Source organism: Zobellia alginiliquefaciens (genome assembly GCF_029323795.1).
GTDB lineage: Bacteria > Bacteroidota > Bacteroidia > Flavobacteriales > Flavobacteriaceae > Zobellia > Zobellia alginiliquefaciens.
The window spans coordinates 4,032,189-4,052,919 of the sequence record NZ_CP119758.1 but is presented as its reverse complement, the minus strand read 5'-3'; the positions used below and the strand labels follow the sequence as shown (position 1 = coordinate 4,052,919).

At 39.9% G+C, this 20,731-nt stretch carries 13 protein-coding genes; 5 read left to right on the top strand and 8 right to left on the bottom strand.

Annotated features, from left to right (window positions below):
- Nucleotides 1-29 precede the first annotated feature (29 nt).
- From P0077_RS16565 to P0077_RS16540, 6 genes are all read right to left on the bottom strand, one after another.
- The gene (locus tag P0077_RS16565; protein WP_276166320.1) at nucleotides 30-1,436 is read right to left on the bottom strand and encodes a glucoamylase family protein; all 1,407 of its coding nucleotides are present in this window, start codon (nucleotides 1,434-1,436) and stop codon (nucleotides 30-32) included.
- A complete protein-coding gene (locus tag P0077_RS16560; protein WP_276166319.1) occupies nucleotides 1,429-2,796 on the bottom strand; it encodes a glucoamylase family protein in 1,368 nt (455 codons plus the stop codon). Before P0077_RS16560 ends, P0077_RS16565 begins: the two co-directional genes overlap by 8 nt.
- Nucleotides 2,797-2,823: 27 nt before the next feature.
- On the bottom strand, nucleotides 2,824-4,617 hold the full coding sequence (locus P0077_RS16555) for a LamG-like jellyroll fold domain-containing protein (protein ID WP_276166318.1): 1,794 nt from the start codon (nucleotides 4,615-4,617) through the stop codon (nucleotides 2,824-2,826).
- 26 nt (nucleotides 4,618-4,643) lie between these two features.
- Complete coding sequence (locus tag P0077_RS16550; RefSeq protein ID WP_276166317.1) at nucleotides 4,644-6,182, bottom strand: RagB/SusD family nutrient uptake outer membrane protein; 1,539 nt, start codon at nucleotides 6,180-6,182, stop codon at nucleotides 4,644-4,646.
- Between the two features lie 11 nt (nucleotides 6,183-6,193).
- Nucleotides 6,194-9,250 carry a SusC/RagA family TonB-linked outer membrane protein gene (locus tag P0077_RS16545; protein ID WP_276166316.1) on the bottom strand — a complete coding sequence of 1,019 codons (3,057 nt, stop codon included), beginning with the start codon at nucleotides 9,248-9,250 and terminating at the stop codon, nucleotides 6,194-6,196.
- Nucleotides 9,251-9,511: 261 nt separating this feature from the next.
- Nucleotides 9,512-12,235 carry a helix-turn-helix and ligand-binding sensor domain-containing protein gene (locus P0077_RS16540; protein ID WP_276166315.1) on the bottom strand — a complete coding sequence of 908 codons (2,724 nt, stop codon included), beginning with the start codon at nucleotides 12,233-12,235 and terminating at the stop codon, nucleotides 9,512-9,514.
- Between the two features lie 413 nt (nucleotides 12,236-12,648).
- On the opposite strand from P0077_RS16540, the gene P0077_RS16535 reads away from it, so the two are divergent.
- Nucleotides 12,649-13,125: a nucleoside deaminase gene (locus P0077_RS16535; RefSeq protein WP_276166314.1), complete on the top strand. Its 477-nt coding sequence runs from the start codon at nucleotides 12,649-12,651 to the stop codon at nucleotides 13,123-13,125.
- Nucleotides 13,126-13,167: 42 nt separating this feature from the next.
- Nucleotides 13,168-13,740 (top strand): sugar O-acetyltransferase, encoded by a 573-nt coding sequence (locus P0077_RS16530; RefSeq protein WP_276166313.1) that lies wholly within the window; start codon nucleotides 13,168-13,170, stop codon nucleotides 13,738-13,740.
- Nucleotides 13,741-13,915: 175 nt separating this feature from the next.
- Here P0077_RS16530 and P0077_RS16525 read toward each other — a convergent pair whose 3' ends face one another.
- Nucleotides 13,916-14,764 carry a 3-keto-disaccharide hydrolase gene (locus tag P0077_RS16525; protein ID WP_276166312.1) on the bottom strand — a complete coding sequence of 283 codons (849 nt, stop codon included), beginning with the start codon at nucleotides 14,762-14,764 and terminating at the stop codon, nucleotides 13,916-13,918.
- Between the two features lie 7 nt (nucleotides 14,765-14,771).
- Nucleotides 14,772-17,720 (bottom strand): DUF5060 domain-containing protein, encoded by a 2,949-nt coding sequence (locus P0077_RS16520; protein WP_276166311.1) that lies wholly within the window; start codon nucleotides 17,718-17,720, stop codon nucleotides 14,772-14,774.
- Between the two features lie 455 nt (nucleotides 17,721-18,175).
- On the opposite strand from P0077_RS16520, the gene P0077_RS16515 reads away from it, so the two are divergent.
- From P0077_RS16515 to P0077_RS16505, 3 genes are read left to right on the top strand one after another with little or no spacing between them, the layout of a single operon-like run.
- Complete coding sequence (locus P0077_RS16515; RefSeq protein ID WP_276166310.1) at nucleotides 18,176-19,153, top strand: FAD:protein FMN transferase; 978 nt, start codon at nucleotides 18,176-18,178, stop codon at nucleotides 19,151-19,153.
- Nucleotide 19,154: 1 nt separating this feature from the next.
- Nucleotides 19,155-19,364 carry a DUF4266 domain-containing protein gene (locus tag P0077_RS16510; RefSeq protein WP_194526887.1) on the top strand — a complete coding sequence of 70 codons (210 nt, stop codon included), beginning with the start codon at nucleotides 19,155-19,157 and terminating at the stop codon, nucleotides 19,362-19,364.
- A 14-nt stretch (nucleotides 19,365-19,378) separates the two neighbouring features.
- Nucleotides 19,379-20,683, top strand: a complete 1,305-nt coding sequence (locus tag P0077_RS16505) for a DUF3570 domain-containing protein (RefSeq protein ID WP_276166309.1) — start codon at nucleotides 19,379-19,381, stop codon at nucleotides 20,681-20,683.
- Nucleotides 20,684-20,731: the final 48 nt, after the last annotated feature.

The following is a 20,731-nucleotide window of genomic DNA, read 5'->3' as shown; positions in this document are numbered from 1 at the left end:
CAATCTTATCCTAACTAATTCACTGGGTTCTAATAGGTAAACCCTAAGGCATCCAGACCTTTATTTACATCTTCATTTTGCATAAAAAGTCGCCATAGTAATTCTGACCTATGGTTTTCTATCATAACTAAAATAGGACCTTGGTCTATGGCCAAATATGCATCTGCCACCCAAAAATCGTTTTGCGGACTAAAAGCATCATAAAAACCTGCAGGGCCTAAAAGTTTATCTTTATTCTTATAAAAATACCGTAACGCTTTCATCGAAGCTTCCGGAGTATACGGCATAGAACTTAGTGCCGCGGTAGGCGAAACTACACCTGTGTCATTAGACGGGCTATGCGCATTGTACCCTATACCGCCATCGGCATTTCTACTGTAACTAGCAGTAAGACCCCAACAATCTTCGCCATAATCCGTAAAATTTTTTGGGTTATCTATGCAATACGCCAAATTGATTTTGGCATGATTTACGGCCGCTTCACCATAATTCACAAAAGCGTCGGCCAAGTTTCGAGGATCTAGCCCTAAATAAGAGTAGTGTGCCCAAAACAATGGCCCGCCTTTGGGAGAATTACCTGCATGGTCTACAACCAGAGGAATATCATATGCTAAAGCGCCATTGGCAATAGCGCCATTTGATGCCCAGCCATTTTCATAAATTTCTTTATTAATAGGAAAATTGGGAGAAGCCGCTGCCATAACGTACGTCATCAAAACTTCGTTGTACCCCTTTAATTCTAAGTTGATATCGAAACCAAAATCGGGACTCCAATGCCAATACAAAGTATTTTGATCTTGGGTGAACCAATTCCACTCCACTCCTTTCCATAAACTATCGGCTTGCGCTGCCAACTCCTTTTCTTCGGGAGAACCGTTTTTTAAGTATTCCTTTACACAAATTAACCCCTGTGTTAAAAATGAAGTTTCGACTAAATCTGCACCATTATCTTTTTCACTAAATGGAAGCACCTTACCTGTCTGTCCATCTAACCAATGAGGCCAAGCGCCATGAAAGCGGTCTGCTTCCTCTAAAAACGACATAATTTTAGCGAGTCTTTCCACACCTTCGCTTCTTGAAATGAATCCCCTTTCAATTCCCACAAGAATCCCCATTAACCCAAAACCTGTTCCGCCAACAGTAACCGTATTAGGGTCATTGGTCAGGTCTTGAGGATGATATCTTTCACGAGCAGCACCTGATTCTGCTTGCGCGAAATCATAAAAATATTTGAAGGTCTCTTTTTGCGTCAGGTCTAACAGTTCCTCATCCGAGAGCTCCGGAAGTTCTTCCTCCTCTTCCTCTTCTTCTTCAGGTACATTTTCCTCAGGAACTTCGGGCAGCTCGGAAACCCCGATTGCGCCATTTTTCCCATCATCAGAAGAACATGAAAAGCACAACGAGACCAATAAAAAGAGACCAACAACTTTATTCATTTGGCAAACTTGGAGAAGTGAATCCTAATTTTCTTAAACCTTTTTGCACATCTGAATTGGTCATAAAAAGTTGCCAGAAAAGTCCGCTTCTATAATTCTCTATCATTACAGGAATAGGCCCTTGGTCAATTGCCAAATACCTTGGCACGTACCATTTGTGCTCTAAGCTAAAGGCATCATAGGGACCATATTTACCAATTAAAGAGTCCTGTTCCGTATACATGTACCGTAAAAAATCTTTACTCTGCTCAGGCGTATATGGCATAGAGGCAAGTGCGGCCGTTGGTGATATAACACCAAGGTCACGGTCAGGTCTATGACCTGCATACCCTTTCATTGAGTAGCTAGAAGTAAATCCCCAAAGATTCTTTCCGTACCCTTTATATTCATGCGGATTCTCTACGGCATGACGATACTGAATCATTGCATGGTTCTCGTTTAACTTCCAATAATCTGCGTATTGGTCTTTTAAGTCTTTCGGGTTGAGGCCCAAATACGAATAATGTGCCCAAAACATTGGGCCAACAGGAGACCTGTCATGCTCATAATGATTTATTATGGTTCTTAAACCATAAAAAGTAGTATCATTTTTAATTTCGCCATTTTTAGCCCAACCTTGTTCGTAAACTTCCTTTTTTATAGGATGTGTTGGCGAAGCTGCAGCCAAAACATACATAATAAGAGCCTCATTATATCCACCTACAGGGAAGTTCATCTCCCATTTGTATTCAGGCGACCAATGCCAATAGAGTACATTTTCACCTTTGGTGTACCAGTCCCACTCAACCTCTTCCCAAAGTTTTTGAATTCTGTTCGCCAGTTCTTTCTCACGCTCATTACCCGACTCAAAATATTCTTTTACGGTCAACAGGCCCTGTACCAAGAAAGCAGTTTCTACCAAATCCCCTCCATTATCCATCTTACTGAAAGGCGTCATCTTTCCGTCGGGCATAAGCCAGTGGGGCCAAACCCCATGAAATCTATCCGCTTTTTCTAAAAATGAGACCGATTTCTCGTAACGCTCCAAAGCTTGTTCACGGCTAATAAAACCGCGCTCTACCCCTACCAAAATGGCCATGAGGCCAAAGCCTGAACCACCTGTGGTAATAATATCCTTGTCATGAGCTGGATAAACGTTATCCAAATGAATACGCTCACGAGCCAAACCAGATTCTGGTTCTGCACCTTCCCAGAAATAGTCAAACGTCTGTTTCTGAACGGAATCCAACAACTGCTCATCGGTCAATTCCTTACCTATCTCAGGCTCTTGTTGGGTTCCAATTTTTTCTTTTTTTGATGGATTGCCACCACACCCGATCAAAAGGGAACCCGTAAAAAGGGCTATAGTCAATACTCTCATACGATTGTATAATTTGATTTTAAACTGCTATAAATTAACGTTCATAATTTCTTGAATTTCTTCTTGAGATAGCGCCTTATTGAACAAGCGTAGCTCATCCATTAAGCTCTCATCGGCCAAATGGCCCCACTCCGTAAATCTTGGAGCTCCCGAACCTATGGATAGAATATCGCAATCCGACCAATCAATACCACCACTTACGGCATTTTGAGAAACCTCTTCCCCGTTGATATAAAGTACCGCTTTGCTAGCTGAAATAGAGAAGGCCAAATGCACCCATCCGTCCGTAGTTGGGTTAATGGCCGCTGCATCTCCTCCGTCTAACCACGTATCAGCTTCACCATTACCTACATTTAGTTTGAAAATTTCTCGTGTAGCATCACCCTCGTGCATTAACCTAAAACCACTAATCCTTAGATTCTGAACTTCAGGATATCCATCTTTTTCGGTGTCTTCAGGACTCATTGTCAATACTCCTCCATTACCAGATTCCGTATCGACCTTGTACCAAAGTGTGGCACTGAACTCATCTGTAGTCAATCCGTTAGAAGGAACGGTCAAATAAGAATCTTCCGCACCTACATAAGCAGCTTCACCCGCAATAACATCATCGGAAAAACCAGGTGTACCCACTACATCTGCCTCCAAACCAGTAAACAGATTCTCATACGAATTCTCAAAAGGCATATAAAACATCTCTCCCGAGAAATTAGGAGGGTAATCCGATACCACGATACCCGAATCATCTTGAATGATTTGTTTCACTTCTTCTTGCGTAATAGCGCGATCAAAAATTCGCAATTCATCAAGCAAACTTAAATCGGATTTATGATTCCAAGCTGAAAAATTAGGTTCACCAGACATAATGGAAAGAATGTTTACATCCGTCCAATCAATACCCGTTATCTGATCTTGACGAACCATCTGTCCATCAATATATACCGTAGCTTCCGTTGGGGAAATAGTCAACGCTACATTCACCCACTCATCAGTAGAAGGGTCAACTTCAGCAACTTCCCATCCTGCTAAACTAGTATTAGAATCACCAGACCCTACGTTAAGAATTAGACGTTGTTTCCCGTTTGCATTTTCCCTAAAAAACCTGAAACCACTGGTCAATACATTTCCACCTGTTTCGCTAAGAGGGGGACTCATTGCCAAAATACCGGCACGGTCTGGTACTGCATTTAATTTTATCCAAAAAATAGCACTTAACTCTGCATTCTTGAATCGTTCCGGATCTAGTGTCAAATAGGAGTCTTCCGCACCAGCATAAGAACCATCTCCCGCTAAGCTTTCTTCGCTAATGGAAGGCGTACCTACTTGTTCTGCCTCTTCAAAACTCAACAAGTCTACATACCCCCCTTCAAAAGGCATATATAAGAGCTCGCCAGGGTATTTGGAAATATACGCTGGCTCTTTGGTAAAATTGACCACCTCACTGGTAGATTTCCCATCCAAATCTTTGGCAATAACCGTAAGTTGATGCGCCCCATCTTCCAATTGATCATACACCAAATCATCAACAATCAACTTACGGTAATCTTTAAAACTGTTATAATTGCCTATTCTAGTTCCGTTCAGCAATACTTCTACCGAACCTAGCTCTATATCATCTTCGGCCTGAAACTTAACGGTAATCGTTGCTAGCTCCTCATTTACCTTAACCGCTAGGCCCTCTGAAGGTGAAGTAATTGTTATTGCCGGTGCCGTTGCATCTGCCCCGGGATCAACTTCGGTTAAAGAATCGATACCTTGATCACAGCTATAAAAAAGCGTAGCTGCCATCAAACATGATACTATGTATTTTACATTTTTCATCTTTCTGTTTTGTTAGTTGAATTGGATTAATTCTGAAGCACCGGAAATTGGTCTATCTGTGGTTGCGGATAAGGCAAGAAGGTCTTAGCCTCAGTGAACGTACGACCATCGTACGTAAGCTCATCAAACCTCTGCAAACGAATCATATCATAATAGCGTTTGCCCCATTCCATGGCCAATTCGGCAAATTTCTCCTCCACAACCTGATCTAGAGTTACCCCGGATAAAGCAGGCATTCCCGCTCTCTCGCGAACTAAGTTCACAGCCTGATCGGCTGTTATTGCCGAGCCTGATGCGCCTTGTGTTAGAGCCTCTGCATACATTAGCAAAATTTCGGCATAACGAATAACGTTGTGGTTTTTATTACTACCATACTCGGTACGTCCTTCAATCAACTGATTGGACGGCAGGTAATGTTTTCCGCTTGAAAAGTAACCCCGTGGAAAATCATTGATGGTATCGTTGTCTCGGGTAATTTTGGTCATGTAACTTGGCAAATCGGAATACGCTGGATCTGTCTGTAACTCCGCTATACCTTTTTCCGTGAAAAGTACACTCGTTTCCAAACGTACGGTTTCACCACGGTCTAGCATAAACTTGATGAATTTGAAACTGGGCTCATAAAAACCCCAACCACTATTGGAACCTTCTACAGCGGGAGACCAGTTTTGTGGACCATAAGGAGCATATAGGTGTGCAAAACGATCTCCTTCGCCTTGGTTAAAATCGGAATATTGTAAATCCAATAAACTTTCATCACTTAACTTACCGGGAGTTTTAAAAAGCTCATAAAAATCTGGATACAAGCTGAATTTCCCCGAAGCGATAATCTGGCCGGTGGCATCTGCAACCGCTTGGTAATTTTCCAATTCTTGGTTTGCCAATGCTTTAATTGCAAGTGCCGTATATTTAGTAACGCCGCCTTCTAGATCGGTTCTCTCATTAGGTCTAGCATCCGGTAATAACGGAATAGCCAAATCCATCTGATCGGAAACGTGCTGCATTACTTCCGCTTTCGTTGGCAGGGTTTCCACTTCTAACAACAATTCCGTATCCGAAGACTCTGGAATAAAAATATCTCCGTATACCTGAGAAATTTGAAATAACATCATACCTCTTAACACCTGTATTTCTGCGATATACTGGTTTCCCAACGCAATTTCAGCATCGCTACCAAATTCTTGGTAACGTGCAATCTGCTCCATAGCGGTATGCGCGGAAATAACATCTGCATAGGTGTTTTCCCAAAGGGAATTTACCATCCAATGGTCTTTACTGTAATTGAATCTATCCATTTCAGTAAATTCTGGCTGATCACCCAAACCACCTGAATTAACATCATCTCCTCGAACGGACATAATGAGCGGTTGCTCCCATCCTCTAGAATAAAAAGCTTCGTAAGCACCAACAGTGGAAAGTAACATTCCGGATGCATCCGTAAAATCAGTACCTCCTGCGAAATTGTTGTTCAGTTCCGGTTCATCTAACTTATCGGTACATCCCCAAACGGCCAGAACCAAAAGCAACACAAGGGAAGGTTTTGAAATTTTATTAAATAGTTTCATAGTCGTCTTTTTTATATTTTAATGTTTACGCCTATTGTGTAAATAGCCGGAATAGGATAGGTATCGTTATCAACACCATTAGGTACTTCAGGATTAAAACCATTGTAATCAAAAACGGACAATGGCTTCTCCGCAGTAACATACACCCGAGTTTTAGGAAGACCTTTTATCTTTCCATCTTTGTTAATCGTATATCCTAAAGTGATATTTTGAATTCTAAAGAAATCACCGTCTTCAATAAAGAAATCGCTTAATTGTTGGTTCCATCCCTTTCTAATTCCTGCAGAAGATGGGTAACTGTTAGAAGTACCCTCCCCATGCCAACGGTTCAGTGCAAAATCACGGTCCCAGTTGGTATCATTGGTAAAAATGACCTCACCACGTTTACGGTTTAAAATTTTATTTCCTCCTTGGCCCAAGGCCGCTGCAGAAAAATCCCAAGCTTTATAGTTGAAGCTCATATTAAACCCAAAAGAATAGGTTGGCAAGTAATTACCTAACATAACACGGTCATCTGCTGTTATGCCGTCTACACCATCCTGGTCCCTAAATTTTAAGTCTCCGGGTACAATTGCTCTTCCATTAGCTATTTCCACTTGTGCTGCTGGATCCGCTGCTATTTGTGCCTCATTTTGATAAACACCATCTACTTCTAGACCGAAGAAAGAAAATACCGGGTCACCCACACGCGTACGTTGTCTAAATTCCGCAGAGCCGGTATCTATATTCAATTGACGGTCAGTGTCCAATACTTCATTCTTTAGGGTAGAAAAATTAGCACCGAGCGAATAACTAAAATCATCAGAAACTTGATCGTTCCAGTTTAAAGCCAATTCAAGACCTTGATTTCTAATTTCACCCACATTTTGCCGGGTTGCATCCGGAATCAAAGGAACTTCAATTGGAATTACAGCATCCTTTGTATCACGTATATAATAATCCGCTTCCAAAGAAAGTCTATTGTTTAATGATCGTGCCGAAAGACCAACGTTCACTTCTTCAGTAACCTCCCATTTTAGTGCCGTAAAATTGCTGCTGGTATTAACCCCGCTCACCATGGTATCTCCAAAAGAAGTAGTTACAACGGTAGACGTTATTGCGCCTTCGCTACCAGGTACCTTATCGTTACCCAATTTACCCCAACTACCACGGAATTTAAGAAAGTCAAACACTCCGTTATTTTCCATAAAATTCTCTTCAGAGAGAACCCATCCTGCACCTATGGTTGGGAAATAGCCCCATTTTTCTTGATACTTGTTCGTTCCATCTGCACGGTACGTTCCGTAAAGCAGATACCTATTATCATAATTATAAGAAACCCTACCGAAGAACGATAGACCATATTCACGACGACCATCATCCTTTACATCATCTTGTACAATAGTCTGTGCCTGATCCAAATAATAGGCCTCTTCCCCGGATAACGGAAAGTTCAGACCTTTTGCCTCAAGGCGCTCAAAAGATTCGTCTCTAAAAGATGAACCTCCAAGCACCGTAAGGTTATGTTTGCCAAAAGATTCTGTATAGGTTAAGGTGTTGTCCCAAATTTGGTTTGAATAAGTATCGTTTCTCTTTACCAATTCTGCATTTTCACGCTGAAAGCCGTTACCTATAAAATAGGGCAGTCTAACCTCTCTACGTTCTATGGTTTCAAAGTTGTGATTGTAAGCCGTTTTGAAGGTCAACTTCTCAGGAATGATATGTACCTGCGCATAAAAATTGGCCAAAACGTTTCTTATTTTAGAACGAAGTTCACTATTATCCATTGTAGGGAACGGATTCTGACCGCCACGATATCCTAAATCTTGGGCATTCGCATAATTGGTTGGATATACACTCTCGTTACCAGCAAGTGTTTCATCATACACCGGAAGAATAGGAACTGCATAATATGCCAACCTGAAAGCAGAGTTCTCTGCATCATAACGGGTAGCGTTACTAATTACCATATTTCCACCAACCGTTAAATTATCGTTTACCTTAAAATCAATTTTACTTCGGAGGTTGAAGCGCTCGTATTCATTCTTCATTTTAAGAATACCCTCTTGTCCAAAATAATTGGCGCCAATTGCATAGGTAGCATTATCGCTACCACCGGTAATGCCTATACTATGGTTTTGAATCAAAGCGGGTCTCAAAATTTCGTCATACCAATCCGTGTTTACGTTAGGTACATTCGGGTTAATTCGGCTACGCCCGTAACGCTGCATAGCGTTATCAATAAATTCATTATCGGGTGCAGACCCTGATTCTCTTGCCAAGGTCACAAATTGCTCAGCATTAGCCAATTTCAACACATTCTGTGCGACCTGAAAACCGGAATACCCATCATAAGTAATTTCCGCTTTCTGATTGTAAGCACCAGATTTAGTTTCAATTAGCACTACTCCGTTTGCAGCACGTACTCCGTAAATTGCTGCGGCAGAGGCATCCTTTAAAACAGATATAGAAGTTATATCTGCCGTATTCAAGAAATCTATGTCATCAAAGAACATTCCATCCACCACGTAAAGTGGACCACTAGCATCAATCCCATCGTCATTGTTGTCATCATACGAACCAATACCACGCACACGGATCGTTGGGCCTTGTCCAGGACCACCATTACTTACAACCTGCAAACCGGCAACCTTACCTTGTAGTGCTTGCATAGGTGAACTTGTTGGTGTTGCAGCGATCTCTTCGGCCTTGACCGTCGTAATTGCAGAAGTAAGATCTTTAGATTTCATTTGACCATAACCAATAACCACTACTTCATCTAAGGCTTGAGCATCCTCAGATAATGATACATTAATATTGGTCTGCCCTTTCACTGAAATTTCTTGTGAAGTAAAACCGATATAGCTTACTACTACTATTCCATCTTCATCCACTCCGTTTAAGGTGTAGTTTCCGTCAAAATCGGTTTGTGTTCCTGATGTGGTACCCTTAACTACGATACTTGCTCCCGGTAACGGTTCTCCATTAGCATCACTAATATTACCTGAAACGGTAATACCGTCCTGAGCAAACAATGCTAACTGAAAGAGAAAGAAGCACATCGATAAAAAAATGTTTCTTATTTTCATAATTATCTAAAAGTTGAGTTATAAATTTATCAATCTGTTAAATTCAAGCACAAGTTATATAATGTAACCAGCGTCTCTTTTGTGAAAGGCTACATAAAAAGTACATCAACGTAAATAGGGCTGCGAACCCCATAATACACGGTATTTGCAGTAGTGCCAGTGTTAAGAAAACTTAAAACTTTAACACTGTGATGTAGTCTTGATGTAGTGGTTTAAACGGATGGAAATTAAGGATGTAAGAAAATAGCACCGTTAAAAGAGCTATTTAAACTTAATTAGGAAGTTCGACAGATTTTGAGAACTATCAATTCCCAATTTTTTACGTAAACGGTAACGATGTATCTCTACCCCTCTAATAGAAATTGCCATAAGTGGAGCGATTTCCTTACTTGATAGATTCATCTTTAAGTAGGCACATAATTTCAAATCTTTTGGTGTAAGTTTCGGAAACTGCTGCAATAGGTTATCAAAGAAATCATCATGCAGTTCTTTAAAGTTAACCTCAAAATTTTTCCAATCCTCATTCTCATTGATGGACCCATCTAACTTTTTGGTCAATGAACGATAACGTTGCTTATTGGAAAAAGCATCTTTGTTCAAAACCATAAGGTCTTTGAGTTCTAGAATAAGTTCGTTTTTTTTCGCAACACTCATAGTTGTTCTTGCCAATTCGGTTTGCTTCCGTTTAATTTCCCTTTCTAATTTTTCCTTTTCTAATTGCGCCAAACGTTCTTCTTGCTCACGCTCCAAGTTTATTTTTAAAAGCTCATGCTTTCTTTTTAGTTTTTGTCTGTTATACCAACGTACCCCTAATATGACCGCAATAACCAATAGCAAATACCCCAACATACTTAATTTTGACAAATACCAAGGGGGAGCTATATTAAATGTAATTATTTTAGGGTCGCTTTTCTTATGGTCCATACTCACCGTATGCACACGAAGCTCATAACTACCATGTGGTAAGTTTTGAAAATTTAGGGTTCCTACCGTAGCATACTCCTGTTGTTCCAAGGGTCCCTGCAGTGTGTAATAATACCTAGGTTGAACCATACGCGGTGCAGAAAACTGAAAACTTAAATCTTGGGCATCTATAAATGGGATTTCAAAATCGCTTTCTGTAATCGCATGGCGCTGTGCATCATCACTAAAGACCGAAAGTTCCGGAACTGGTATAGCAGCACCCTGTAAGTGTCTTTTTAACTGGGTAAGATTCATTTGCGCAAAACCATCGCTCAAGGTTATAAGATAGGTAGAATCGTTACGCCTAACCGCCCTTTCCATATCGGGCATGAGCCTTTGGTTCAATTGGGCCTCACTAATAGCTATGGTATTTTCACGTAAATCCGTATATAAGAGCTCTTTTGTTTCCGTATCCTTCAAAAACCAAAAATGTTCACCATCCTCATAAATAAGGGACATATCCGTAAAGGGCTCAAATTCCTCTAAAAGGACAATTTCCCCCACCAATGGATCATACTTGTACCATTTGCCCTCACTCTGAATGACAATTTGGTTTTTAATTCTATATAACTTTACATTATAGATGTTAGGAAGTACGTTGGTACCAAAGGCAACTTTATCCTCAACCGCAGATAGATTTTCATTTAATTTAAAGCGAAACAAACCCTTATAATGATGGGCGGCCCATATGGTTCTATTATCTTCAAAACACAGTTGTTTCACAGGAAAATCTATTCCCAAAATAGAGTTTGTATCCCATTTACCCGAAGCCTCTTTTTCATATTTGCTCACACCGGTATATGTACCTTGCAGAAAAACATTACTCCTTTCCGGAACCTTTACAAATTGATAACCACCTGCCCTATTGGATACTTTTTGCAATCTGTCACCCTCTAGCCTAAATGTTCCCGTATTATGACCAACCAACACATCGTTTGCAATGGTCTCAACATCCCAAACATGGCCCTGAGAACCTTCAAAAAACTCCAGCTCATCATCCTTAAAATAATAGATTCCCGTGTTACTGCCCAGATATGTGGTCCTATCTTTTATCGCCACATCATGAACGGTACCCAATGACCCGGTATGATCCGTATAAAAAGTAATTGGTGAGTTTACCTGAATCCGATCTATTCCACTTTCCAACCCTGCCCAAAATTGATCATTGAACTTTGCCAAAGAGAGCACTGTATTGTTTTGCAAGCCCGTATTTCTATTAAGATTACGAGAAGTTCCTGTAAGATTATCATAAATATAGATGCCGTTCTTTATTGTGCCAAAAACAATTTCTCCAGTATCCAATGGTAATATTTTATTGAGCTGATGTTCTTTCAAACGGTTGTTCATATCCGTATTAAAAGGCAAAAACGCATCATCTTTGAATAACAAACATCCGTTTAACTGAGTCCCGATCAAGAGCCCATTATCAAAAGGAACCATATCCGTAATGGTCTGGTTTTTCAAAACCTCCTTATTAGCGATGGATTTAAGCTGATTTTCCCTCAAAACATAGAGTCCTTCATTCTTTGCTGCTACATACACCTCATTGTTATAGACTGCTAGGGCCGTTACTACAAATTCCGGGTCTATTACCATTATTTTTTCACCTTCATATTTGTACAAAGTAGAAAATGACCGAAAATAGACAGACTCTTTAAATGGTAATATCTGCCAAAATTCCTCACTGGTAAACGTATGGTTTTTTATCAGCGAAGTCAGCGAAGTATAATTCAATTGCCCCATATCCGATTTCTCCCAATACCCAAACTCTTCGTACGAACCCGTATACACCCTATCTTTATTGGTCGCTACGGAACGTACTACCGTATTATTGGGTAGTTTGTTTAAAATCCATTCCTCTCCATTATAAGAAAGCAAACCCTTATCATTGGCCGCATAAACATGTCCGTTTTCATCTATACTGAGGCCCCAATTCTGGGCTCCCGCATTATACTCAAACACCTTATAATTATAAATAGGTGGCAGCAGCGTTTGTGCGGTTCCAATAAAGGGAAGTAGCACTAACAAAAAAATTATGTAATATCCATTTCTCATTTCTAATCTCTACTTTACATAATACAAAAATGGGCTTGAAGAAAATCAAACCCTGCTGCAAAGATAAACAGATTAAAGAAGCTTATTAGCACTCCGCAATCTTGAAAACAATCCTATATGGATAAGAATTATGGATTACTGTGTAAATAAGAGAAAGCAGGTTGAAATCTGGTTCGTACCTATCTAATTCTATTTAACATGGTATTTTAATCCATCTAACTGATGACGATTGATAAAAAGAGCGAAAACCACGTGAAAATATGTAATTTTGCATCCACTAATATACAGGGTACATGCGTTTGGTTTCTAAGGAGCAATTCCCCTTCATAAGCCACTCGCTTAAACCTGTACTTCACAATCACTAATCCGACATTTTTACTATGACAAACAAACATGAATTTTTTATGCGTCGTGCTATTGAAATGGCTGCCAAGGGAATGAACTCAAATGCAGGTGGACCTTTTGGTGCTGTAGTCGTTAAAGACGGCGAAATCATTGCTGAAGGCCACAATAAAGTAACCTCAACCAATGACCCAACAGCACATGCCGAAATGGTTGTCATTAGAGACGCCTGTAAAAAGCTGAACACCTTTCAGTTAACCGATTGTATTATTTATACTTCTTGTGAGCCCTGCCCCATGTGTTTTGGTGCCATTTATTGGGCTAGACCTAAAGCTGTGTATTATGGCTGCGATAAAGCTGATGCCAAAGCTATAGATTTTGACGACCAGTTTATTTACGATGAATTAGAGGTTGGTATGGAAGACCGGCAGATTCACTTTAAGCAAATGCTACAAAATGAGGCCGTAGAAGTGTTCAACGACTGGGCCTCTAAAAACGATAAAACAAAATATTAGGACCAGTTTCCTCCATTATAAAATCTATTGCCAATTGCAGATATGACCGAAAAAGAAAAAATGCTCCATGGAGACCCTTATAATTCCCGAAATCCAGAACTATTGGCCATGTACCATAAAGCACGAAAGTTATTACTGCAATACAATGCTCTAAATTCTGAGTTAAGTAGTGAACGTGATGCCATTCTCACCGACCTTTTTGACAAAAAAGGAGATGGTGTATGGATCGAAGCTCCCTTTTTCTGTGATTATGGCGAAAACATCATTATAGGTGATGGCACTTTTGTAAACACCAATTGCATTTTTCTTGACAACAATACAATTACAATCGGTAAAAACGGACTTATAGCTCCCTACGTTCAAATTTATACCGCTACACACCCTCTAAAAGCTTCCGAGAGGATAATTACCGAAGAAGGGCAATCTCGCTACCTGACCCATACAAAACCAGTTTCTATTGGTGATAATGTTTGGATTGGCGGAAACTCTGTCATCTTTCCTGGCGTAACCATTGGAAACAATGTAACCATAGGCGCCGGTAGTGTCGTTACCAAAGACCTTCCAGATGATGTTTTGGCATTTGGAAACCCTTGTAAAGTGATCAGAAAGCTATAATTAGAGACCTGCTTTAGTTTTATAAGCTACGCTAAACAGATTCCTCAATCCCTAATAAAGTTTTAAGGGTTTACGGCCAATACGTCTTAGTTTCAACAAAAAAAGTTCAAAGATGATTCAGCATTACTCATACTGGAAAACATCTTTGAACCTTACTTTAATTTGATATCAATGCCTAGCGAAGGGCTTCCTCTATAGGTAAAACCTCATCAAAAACTTTTATTTCTATATTTCGATAAAAAATCTCTGCAGTTTCCGCTTGTAAGCCTATTTCACCCTCTGAATGACTGAGATTGGTCAGAACATTTACAACCTTTCCGTTTAGTTTATAAACCGCATAAGCATTGCCCATAACGATAACTTCGCACTGGTTCCATTGTCCATCAAGAGCGTGAAATTCCGCTCCCTTATGAGCTTTATGTTCACCTCCACGATGCTCCTGTGCCACACCACCCTCTTCTTTAGAAAGGTAAGTCCTTAGTTTTGGGTTTTCTTCTGAATTATCAGCATACCAATCAAACTTGGCACCTGAGTTCCAAACACAACCGGTATGGTTTTCATTTTTAGAATCGTCATAACGAACTTGATACTCCAATCCCTTTGGCCAAATATTTACATCAAAAACATGAAAATACATTCCTGCATCATATTGAAACTGGTCGTAATTATTAAAAATTTTATCACCCCACTTATACTCGAATTTAAAGCTATAACTGCTATACTTTTCTTTCGTAAAGAACATACAGTGGGTTCCATTTTTCCCTACTTCGGTACGGTCGCCGTTTGGAAAATCTTTATAGACATGCATTTCTCCATTTTCCCCGGCAGCAAAAACTTTCTTCGCCAAACCTGGCTCCTTGTCTCGGCACATGATATTCCAATTGCTCATATCATGCCCATTATAGAGCGAAACATAACCGTCCTCATCGTTTGTTGATTCGGACGGTATACTACTTTGTTTGGCCTTGCACGACAGAGCTAATACCACTATGCCTACTACCGCAAAATATCCATTGATCTTCATGTAATTCTTATTTTGCTCTTCGTACTAAAATAGCCCAATCTTGCTGTTTCTTATCAGGCGACTTTCCTAGTTCTACCACTGAACCACCCGATACTTTCTTTACTTTGGATTTTCTAAGTTCACCTCCTTTTTTCGGATTGAACCAAAGCACTTCAAAATCACCAGAGGCATTGGATAAATCTAAAGCAGCTGTAGGAACAGAATTTAGATATACCGCATAGACCTCATTCTCTTTGGCCAAGCAATACACTGTATTCTTGTTATCTGAATTTCCAACTAAATCATTTCTGTTTTCGGTCTCCCAAAAAGGAATATCATTATCCTTAAAGAACTTAACCGCATTTACTGCCTGATCCCAAAAGAGGTCTCTAGAGCGGTAATCTTCACAAGTAAGGTCTGAATGTGGGTGTGCATAACCAAAATACCATTCATTACCCCATCCGCCGGCCATAAAAGTACCCCAAAGGCCATTTCTTCGAGCATTATCATGATCAGGGTTTTCTGCATCCGTAATTAGCGAATGTTGCGCATCACCAGGCTCATCTACCGCAACGGCCCATTGGAAACCTGCCTTTTTAGACTCATCCAACCAATGTAACACTTGCCCGTGAACACGACTAAAATCGGTTTTATTGGTCTGAACGGATGGTCCCGTAAGTCCGCTTTCAGGTCCTAAAAGGTCTACAAAATCTTTTCCGTTATGAATTACCAAATGATGATGGTAGGGGTCGTTCTTTTTAAAATAAGTTGTCATTGCCAAACGCTGCTCCTCTTCCTGCGGTGGCGTGGTCGGGTTCTTTACCCATTCGCCATTTTCCTCGCAAAGATTCCAGTTAAGTGCTAAATGATGTCCAAAACGCGCCATTATCTCACGGTAGTACAATTTTGTATTTGCACCAACCCCCCCATTATCCAAAAGTCCTTGGTTTTCTACTTCTAAAAGTTTAAAATGAAGAAAAAGACCTAGCTTTTGTGCATGCTCAAAAATAATTTCCCACTGGTCCATTTTGGAAACATCTATTCGGTCATACGTATCATAATCAACATATGGAAAAACGTTCTGGTCATCACCTGCTATATTGTTGGTCAAAAACGAAACCGAATTCAAACCTTTTGAAGCCAAATAATTCAATGCCCCAATAATAGCTTTTCCCTTGCCATTCTTCCAGGTTGGGTCATTCTGCTTATAATCCTGTAAATGTGCAGACCATGTTTTCACCATCTTATCCTTATGACCATCATCCTTAAACGTACCGTCCAAATCTACATAGGACAAGAAATTTTCGGGAGCATCAGGACCTTGCTTTAAGAAGTATTCACCTGTCTCGGCAAACTTCAAATAACGTTCGCCAACATATTGCAACCTTCCTTTTCCTCTAAAATCCGCACCAGATTTATCGGTTTTTTCTATATTGAACGTTCCACTTGCTCCGTCCATAAAGCCAGCACTGACACCCGTATTGGATTTTGTACTTACCGCAGAATAGTTGCCTTTTCTAAAATCAACAGTATAAGTCCACTCTCCTATTTCATCGGGAGCAAAATGCACACGCCATTTGTTTCCTTTGATGGAAGAAGATTGTCCGGCATCACCATCTGCCGCATAATAACCCGGTACAACAAAAGACTTTTCACTCTGCTTGTGCGTAAAGGTTACATTAAAACGATAGTTCATAAAAGGATTGTAATCTGCATCCTCAGAAGTACTTGGCCCATCAAAAGTTAGAGTTACCTTGTGCCACTTTTTAAGTTCTCCCGTAATCTTTAAATTGGTCTGGTCTGCCATTTTCTGCTGTATTTCCTCCAACAGCTTTTTACCAGTACCCGCCTTTACCAATACCAACCCACTCCAACGGGCACGGCTAAATTCTTTACCATCTTTACTCTTTGGAACCGCCTTTAAGCCAATGGCATCATTATTCTTCAATTCAATATTGGAATATACTTTTACATATTCCAACCCTTCCTCAAACATATTACTGCTTAGCGGAGTTCTAAAATCCTGAAAACTCTCATCGTTTTTTTTCAAAGTGTATATAGAACGACCGTCATTTTCACCAACCGTAAAAAGAAGTACGTCATAGTTACCTTCTGGACCCTCAAAATCAAGAGAAGCTTCAGCCTCATTAAATTTCTCCGGGTTAATTGCTAACCATTTTTTATCATTATAAAAAGTATTTTTAGTACTCTTAAAGGTCTGAGCAGGGTATATTTTAGCACTTGGCCTTACTTCTTTCACCATGGCCAATACATCTTGATCAGCCACAACCTCACTTTTCTTCGCTGGATGAAAAGAGCTATCCTTGGTTAGGATAAACTGATCCATTTCAAAACCATCCTCCCGCATACTGAACTGAATATCATGTTCACCAGTCTTGTCAATATCTATATAAATAAAACCAGGAACCCCACAATGTCTTTCTTCTGTACGCTGACTGTTGCCCCACGTCCAGGCGTCCTTTCCTTCGCACCACTGCATACGCTGACCAGATTCCGGCCAAGTACCGTCAACACCAACGTGAACCCCGTTATCTTCCGTTCCGCTGCTAAAAGCACGTACCCATACATAATATCTTCCCGTCTCGGAAAAATTCACTTTGTAATGCAAAACACCCATTTTGCCCGGCTCATTTGAAAAATTTTCTCCAACAATCAGCTTTTCATCATGATTGGTGCGTGTATCCGGTAAAATTTCAATGTATTTTTCGCCATTGGCAGCCTTAAAATGTAAATTATGCTCAAGGCTTTTCATCTTTGCGCCGTAAGCTGCATCTATAACATACCACTTGCGCTTGTCCGTATGGCTCTGATCATAAAAATCTTCGGCCTCAACCACAACTTTACCTTTTGTTTCCGTATTACTTTTGGGCTGATTTGCTTGTGTCTGAAAAAAACTTAAAGACAAGGCAAGTAAGAAGTGACTCTTTACAATGGACTTCCATTTTTGTTGTTTCATTGGTGTTCTTTTTTCTGTTTATTGATACTGAGATAATTAGAGCTTCCTTACGGCAAAGCTTGATTGTTTTAACGATTACTAGTACATTTATAAAAACGATACAAAGTTTTATGAATCTAAAATTTTGAGTGACTCAATCGTCTGTATAATCATTGTAAATCGATGATTTTGAATTGCGCAAATTTTGCACTTATTTTATGTAATTCCACAATTTTAAACGAATTAACACTTAAACCATACAATAATACAGATTAATTCATCAATATCACATATTTTAATTGTGCAAATTTGTGCAATAAAAATACCTTTGTTTGAGGTTTTTAATAAAAACATACCTCTATTTAACCGATACTTGAGCGTACTATACCTTATCGGCAATTCTCATATTCCAAACCATTTCTGCTGTATCTTTGTTTTAAAACACAACACTCCTTATTTCTAATGTATTACCGAATGTGAAGAAGTCCCTATTTATATTACTGTTTTGTCTTTCGGCATCAATAAACGCCCAACAAGCGTATACCAAAACTTTAAAGTTAATGGGCAGCCGGTTTGATATTACCGTAGTTGCCAAAGATTCTGTAGATGGAAACAAAAATATAAGTTTAGCAGTTGACGAAATTTCTAGGATAGAGAACCTAATCTCTTCATGGAACCCTGACTCTGAAACTTCAAAAATTAATAAAAATGCCGGAATACAACCCGTATCGGTTTCCCCAGAACTGTATCAACTGATTGAACGGGCAATTAATCTATCAAAACTCACTGATGGAGCCTTTGACATTAGCTATGCCTCTATGGATAACATATGGGTGTTTGACGGTAGTATGACCCAAATGCCAAATAGAAGCTCTATAGCTTCTTCAGTGGCTAAAGTCGGTTTTCAGAACATCCTACTTAACCCACAGGACAGTAGCGTTTTTCTGAAAAAAAAAGACATGAAAATAGGATTTGGTGGCATCGGTAAAGGATACGCCGCAGATATGGCCAAGAAACTTTTAATCGAAAAAAGAGTTCCCGCAGGGATTATCAATGCTTCTGGGGACATGAATACATGGGGGAAACAACCCAACGGTGAACCGTGGAAAGTTGCCATAACCAACCCCATGAACAAAAACAAAACCTTTGCATTGCTCCCCATTGCACAGGGAGCGGTAGTCACTTCCGGTGACTATGAAAAGTTCGTGAATTTTAAAGGTAAACGCTATTCACATATAATTGACCCTAGAACCGGATATCCTTCCTCAGGGATTATTAGCGTTACCGTTTTTGCTCCTAAAGCAGAGCTGGCAGATGCCTTGGCTACTTCGGTCTTTGTAATGGGTAAAGAAGTAGGGCTCAATAGAATAAATCAAATGCCCAAAATAGAATGTATCATTATCGATGATAAAGGAAATATTTTCACATCGAAAAACGTTGAAATAGAAAACTAAGATGAGAACGTTTCTACTAATCCTAGGTTTGACACTTTCCCTTCACAGCTGTGTTGTAGTAAAAGAGTACGAAAAGGTAAACCTGAATGACCCTGATATGCTTCTATCGGATAAAAAATGTGACCGAAATGTTACTGTTGCTCATTCATATAGAGAAGCAGCTGTTGGTGCCAACGGAGGAAAAACAGGTGGCGGCTGCGGCTGCAACTAAGCTATGAGATGATTATGACTCTACTAAAAAACATATTTCTTTTTCTCCTGATACTGGCTCTACAACAAGTTTGTGCCCAAGACACGGAACAGACCTATAAAAAACGTGTTCTTGAAACTACGGAGGTAGATTTCTTATCGAGCTATTACTCTCAAGACGGGGATAATGCCGCGGTAAGTGGCGGAAGAGGAACCGAAGAACTAACGGATGCTACCGGAACAATTATTGTTTCCATTCCGCTAAACGATGATGATGTACTTACCATAGACGCCGGGGTTTCTGCTTACACCTCCGCCTCGTCTAGCAATGTAGACCCTTTTGACAAAAGAAGTGATGCCGACCCATTTGTTGCCAGTTCAGGAGCTTCTCAATCTGATACTTGGGTGAATTTAACAGGCAACTATAGCCATAGCTCCGATGACAGAAATGATATTTGGTCGGCCAAATTCTCCGTTTCCTCAGAGTACGATTATTTTTCTCTGGGTTTTGGAGGCAGCTACACTAAACTCTTCAATGAAAAGAATACGGAGGCCAGTATCAACGCCAATGTGTATTTGGACAAGTGGACCACTATCTACCCTTTTGAACTCCGTCCTTTTGGAGAAAATGGAATAGGATTTTTTAGACCTGAGGAAATTACCGGAAACACCAATTACAATCCAAACTTCTCCGAACTGGACCAAACCAACAGAAATTCTTATTCATTAGGGTTAGGTCTCTCGCAGATTCTACACAAAAATGTACAAGGGTTAATATCATTTGATATTATAAGTCAACAAGGCTTACTTTCTACCCCATTTCAACGTGTCTATTTTTCCGATGTAGACGATTCCTTTATAGAAAATTTTCAATTGGCCGATGACATAGAACGTTTGCCTGACGGAAGGTTGAAGTTCGCTTTAGGCGGACGTCTGAACTGGTACCTTAACGAAATTATAGCATTAAGAACCTATTACCGCTATTATTTTGATGATTGGGGCATCAACTCGCATACGGCAAACCTTGAGGTATCCGTTAAACTAGGAGATAAATTTACCTTATATCCTTCTTATCGCTTCTATAACCAAACCGAAGCCGATTACTTTGCTCCTTACGAAACCCACGTTTCTACCGAGGAATATTACACATCTGACTATGACCTATCCGAATATTCAGCAAATCAATATGGCTTGGGGATCTCGTATACCGATATCTTTACAAAACTGAATATTTCTAAATTTGGACTTAAAAGTATTGACCTGAAGTTTTATCAGTACGACAGGGACACCACATTTAGCTCATCTATCATTACGGCAGGGGTGAAATTCGTTATGGATTAAATCTAAACCATCACCTTTTTTTAACCCATAAAAAGACACAAACTATTG

Excerpts from the sequence above, each read along its gene's own strand:
- P0077_RS16565 (WP_276166320.1), bottom strand. The coding sequence starts at position 1,436 with ATGAATAAAGTTGTTGGTCTCTTTTTATTGGTCTCGTTGTGCTTTTCA.
- P0077_RS16560 (WP_276166319.1), bottom strand. The coding sequence starts at position 2,796 with ATGAGAGTATTGACTATAGCCCTTTTTACGGGTTCCCTTTTGATCGGG.
- P0077_RS16555 (WP_276166318.1), bottom strand. The coding sequence starts at position 4,617 with ATGAAAAATGTAAAATACATAGTATCATGTTTGATGGCAGCTACGCTT.
- P0077_RS16550 (WP_276166317.1), bottom strand. The coding sequence starts at position 6,182 with ATGAAACTATTTAATAAAATTTCAAAACCTTCCCTTGTGTTGCTTTTG.
- P0077_RS16545 (WP_276166316.1), bottom strand. The coding sequence starts at position 9,250 with ATGAAAATAAGAAACATTTTTTTATCGATGTGCTTCTTTCTCTTTCAG.
- P0077_RS16535 (WP_276166314.1), top strand. The coding sequence starts at position 12,649 with ATGACAAACAAACATGAATTTTTTATGCGTCGTGCTATTGAAATGGCT.
- P0077_RS16530 (WP_276166313.1), top strand. The coding sequence starts at position 13,168 with ATGACCGAAAAAGAAAAAATGCTCCATGGAGACCCTTATAATTCCCGA.
- P0077_RS16525 (WP_276166312.1), bottom strand. The coding sequence starts at position 14,764 with ATGAAGATCAATGGATATTTTGCGGTAGTAGGCATAGTGGTATTAGCT.
- P0077_RS16520 (WP_276166311.1), bottom strand. The coding sequence starts at position 17,720 with ATGAAACAACAAAAATGGAAGTCCATTGTAAAGAGTCACTTCTTACTT.
- P0077_RS16510 (WP_194526887.1), top strand. The coding sequence starts at position 19,155 with ATGAGAACGTTTCTACTAATCCTAGGTTTGACACTTTCCCTTCACAGC.
- P0077_RS16505 (WP_276166309.1), top strand. The coding sequence starts at position 19,379 with ATGACTCTACTAAAAAACATATTTCTTTTTCTCCTGATACTGGCTCTA.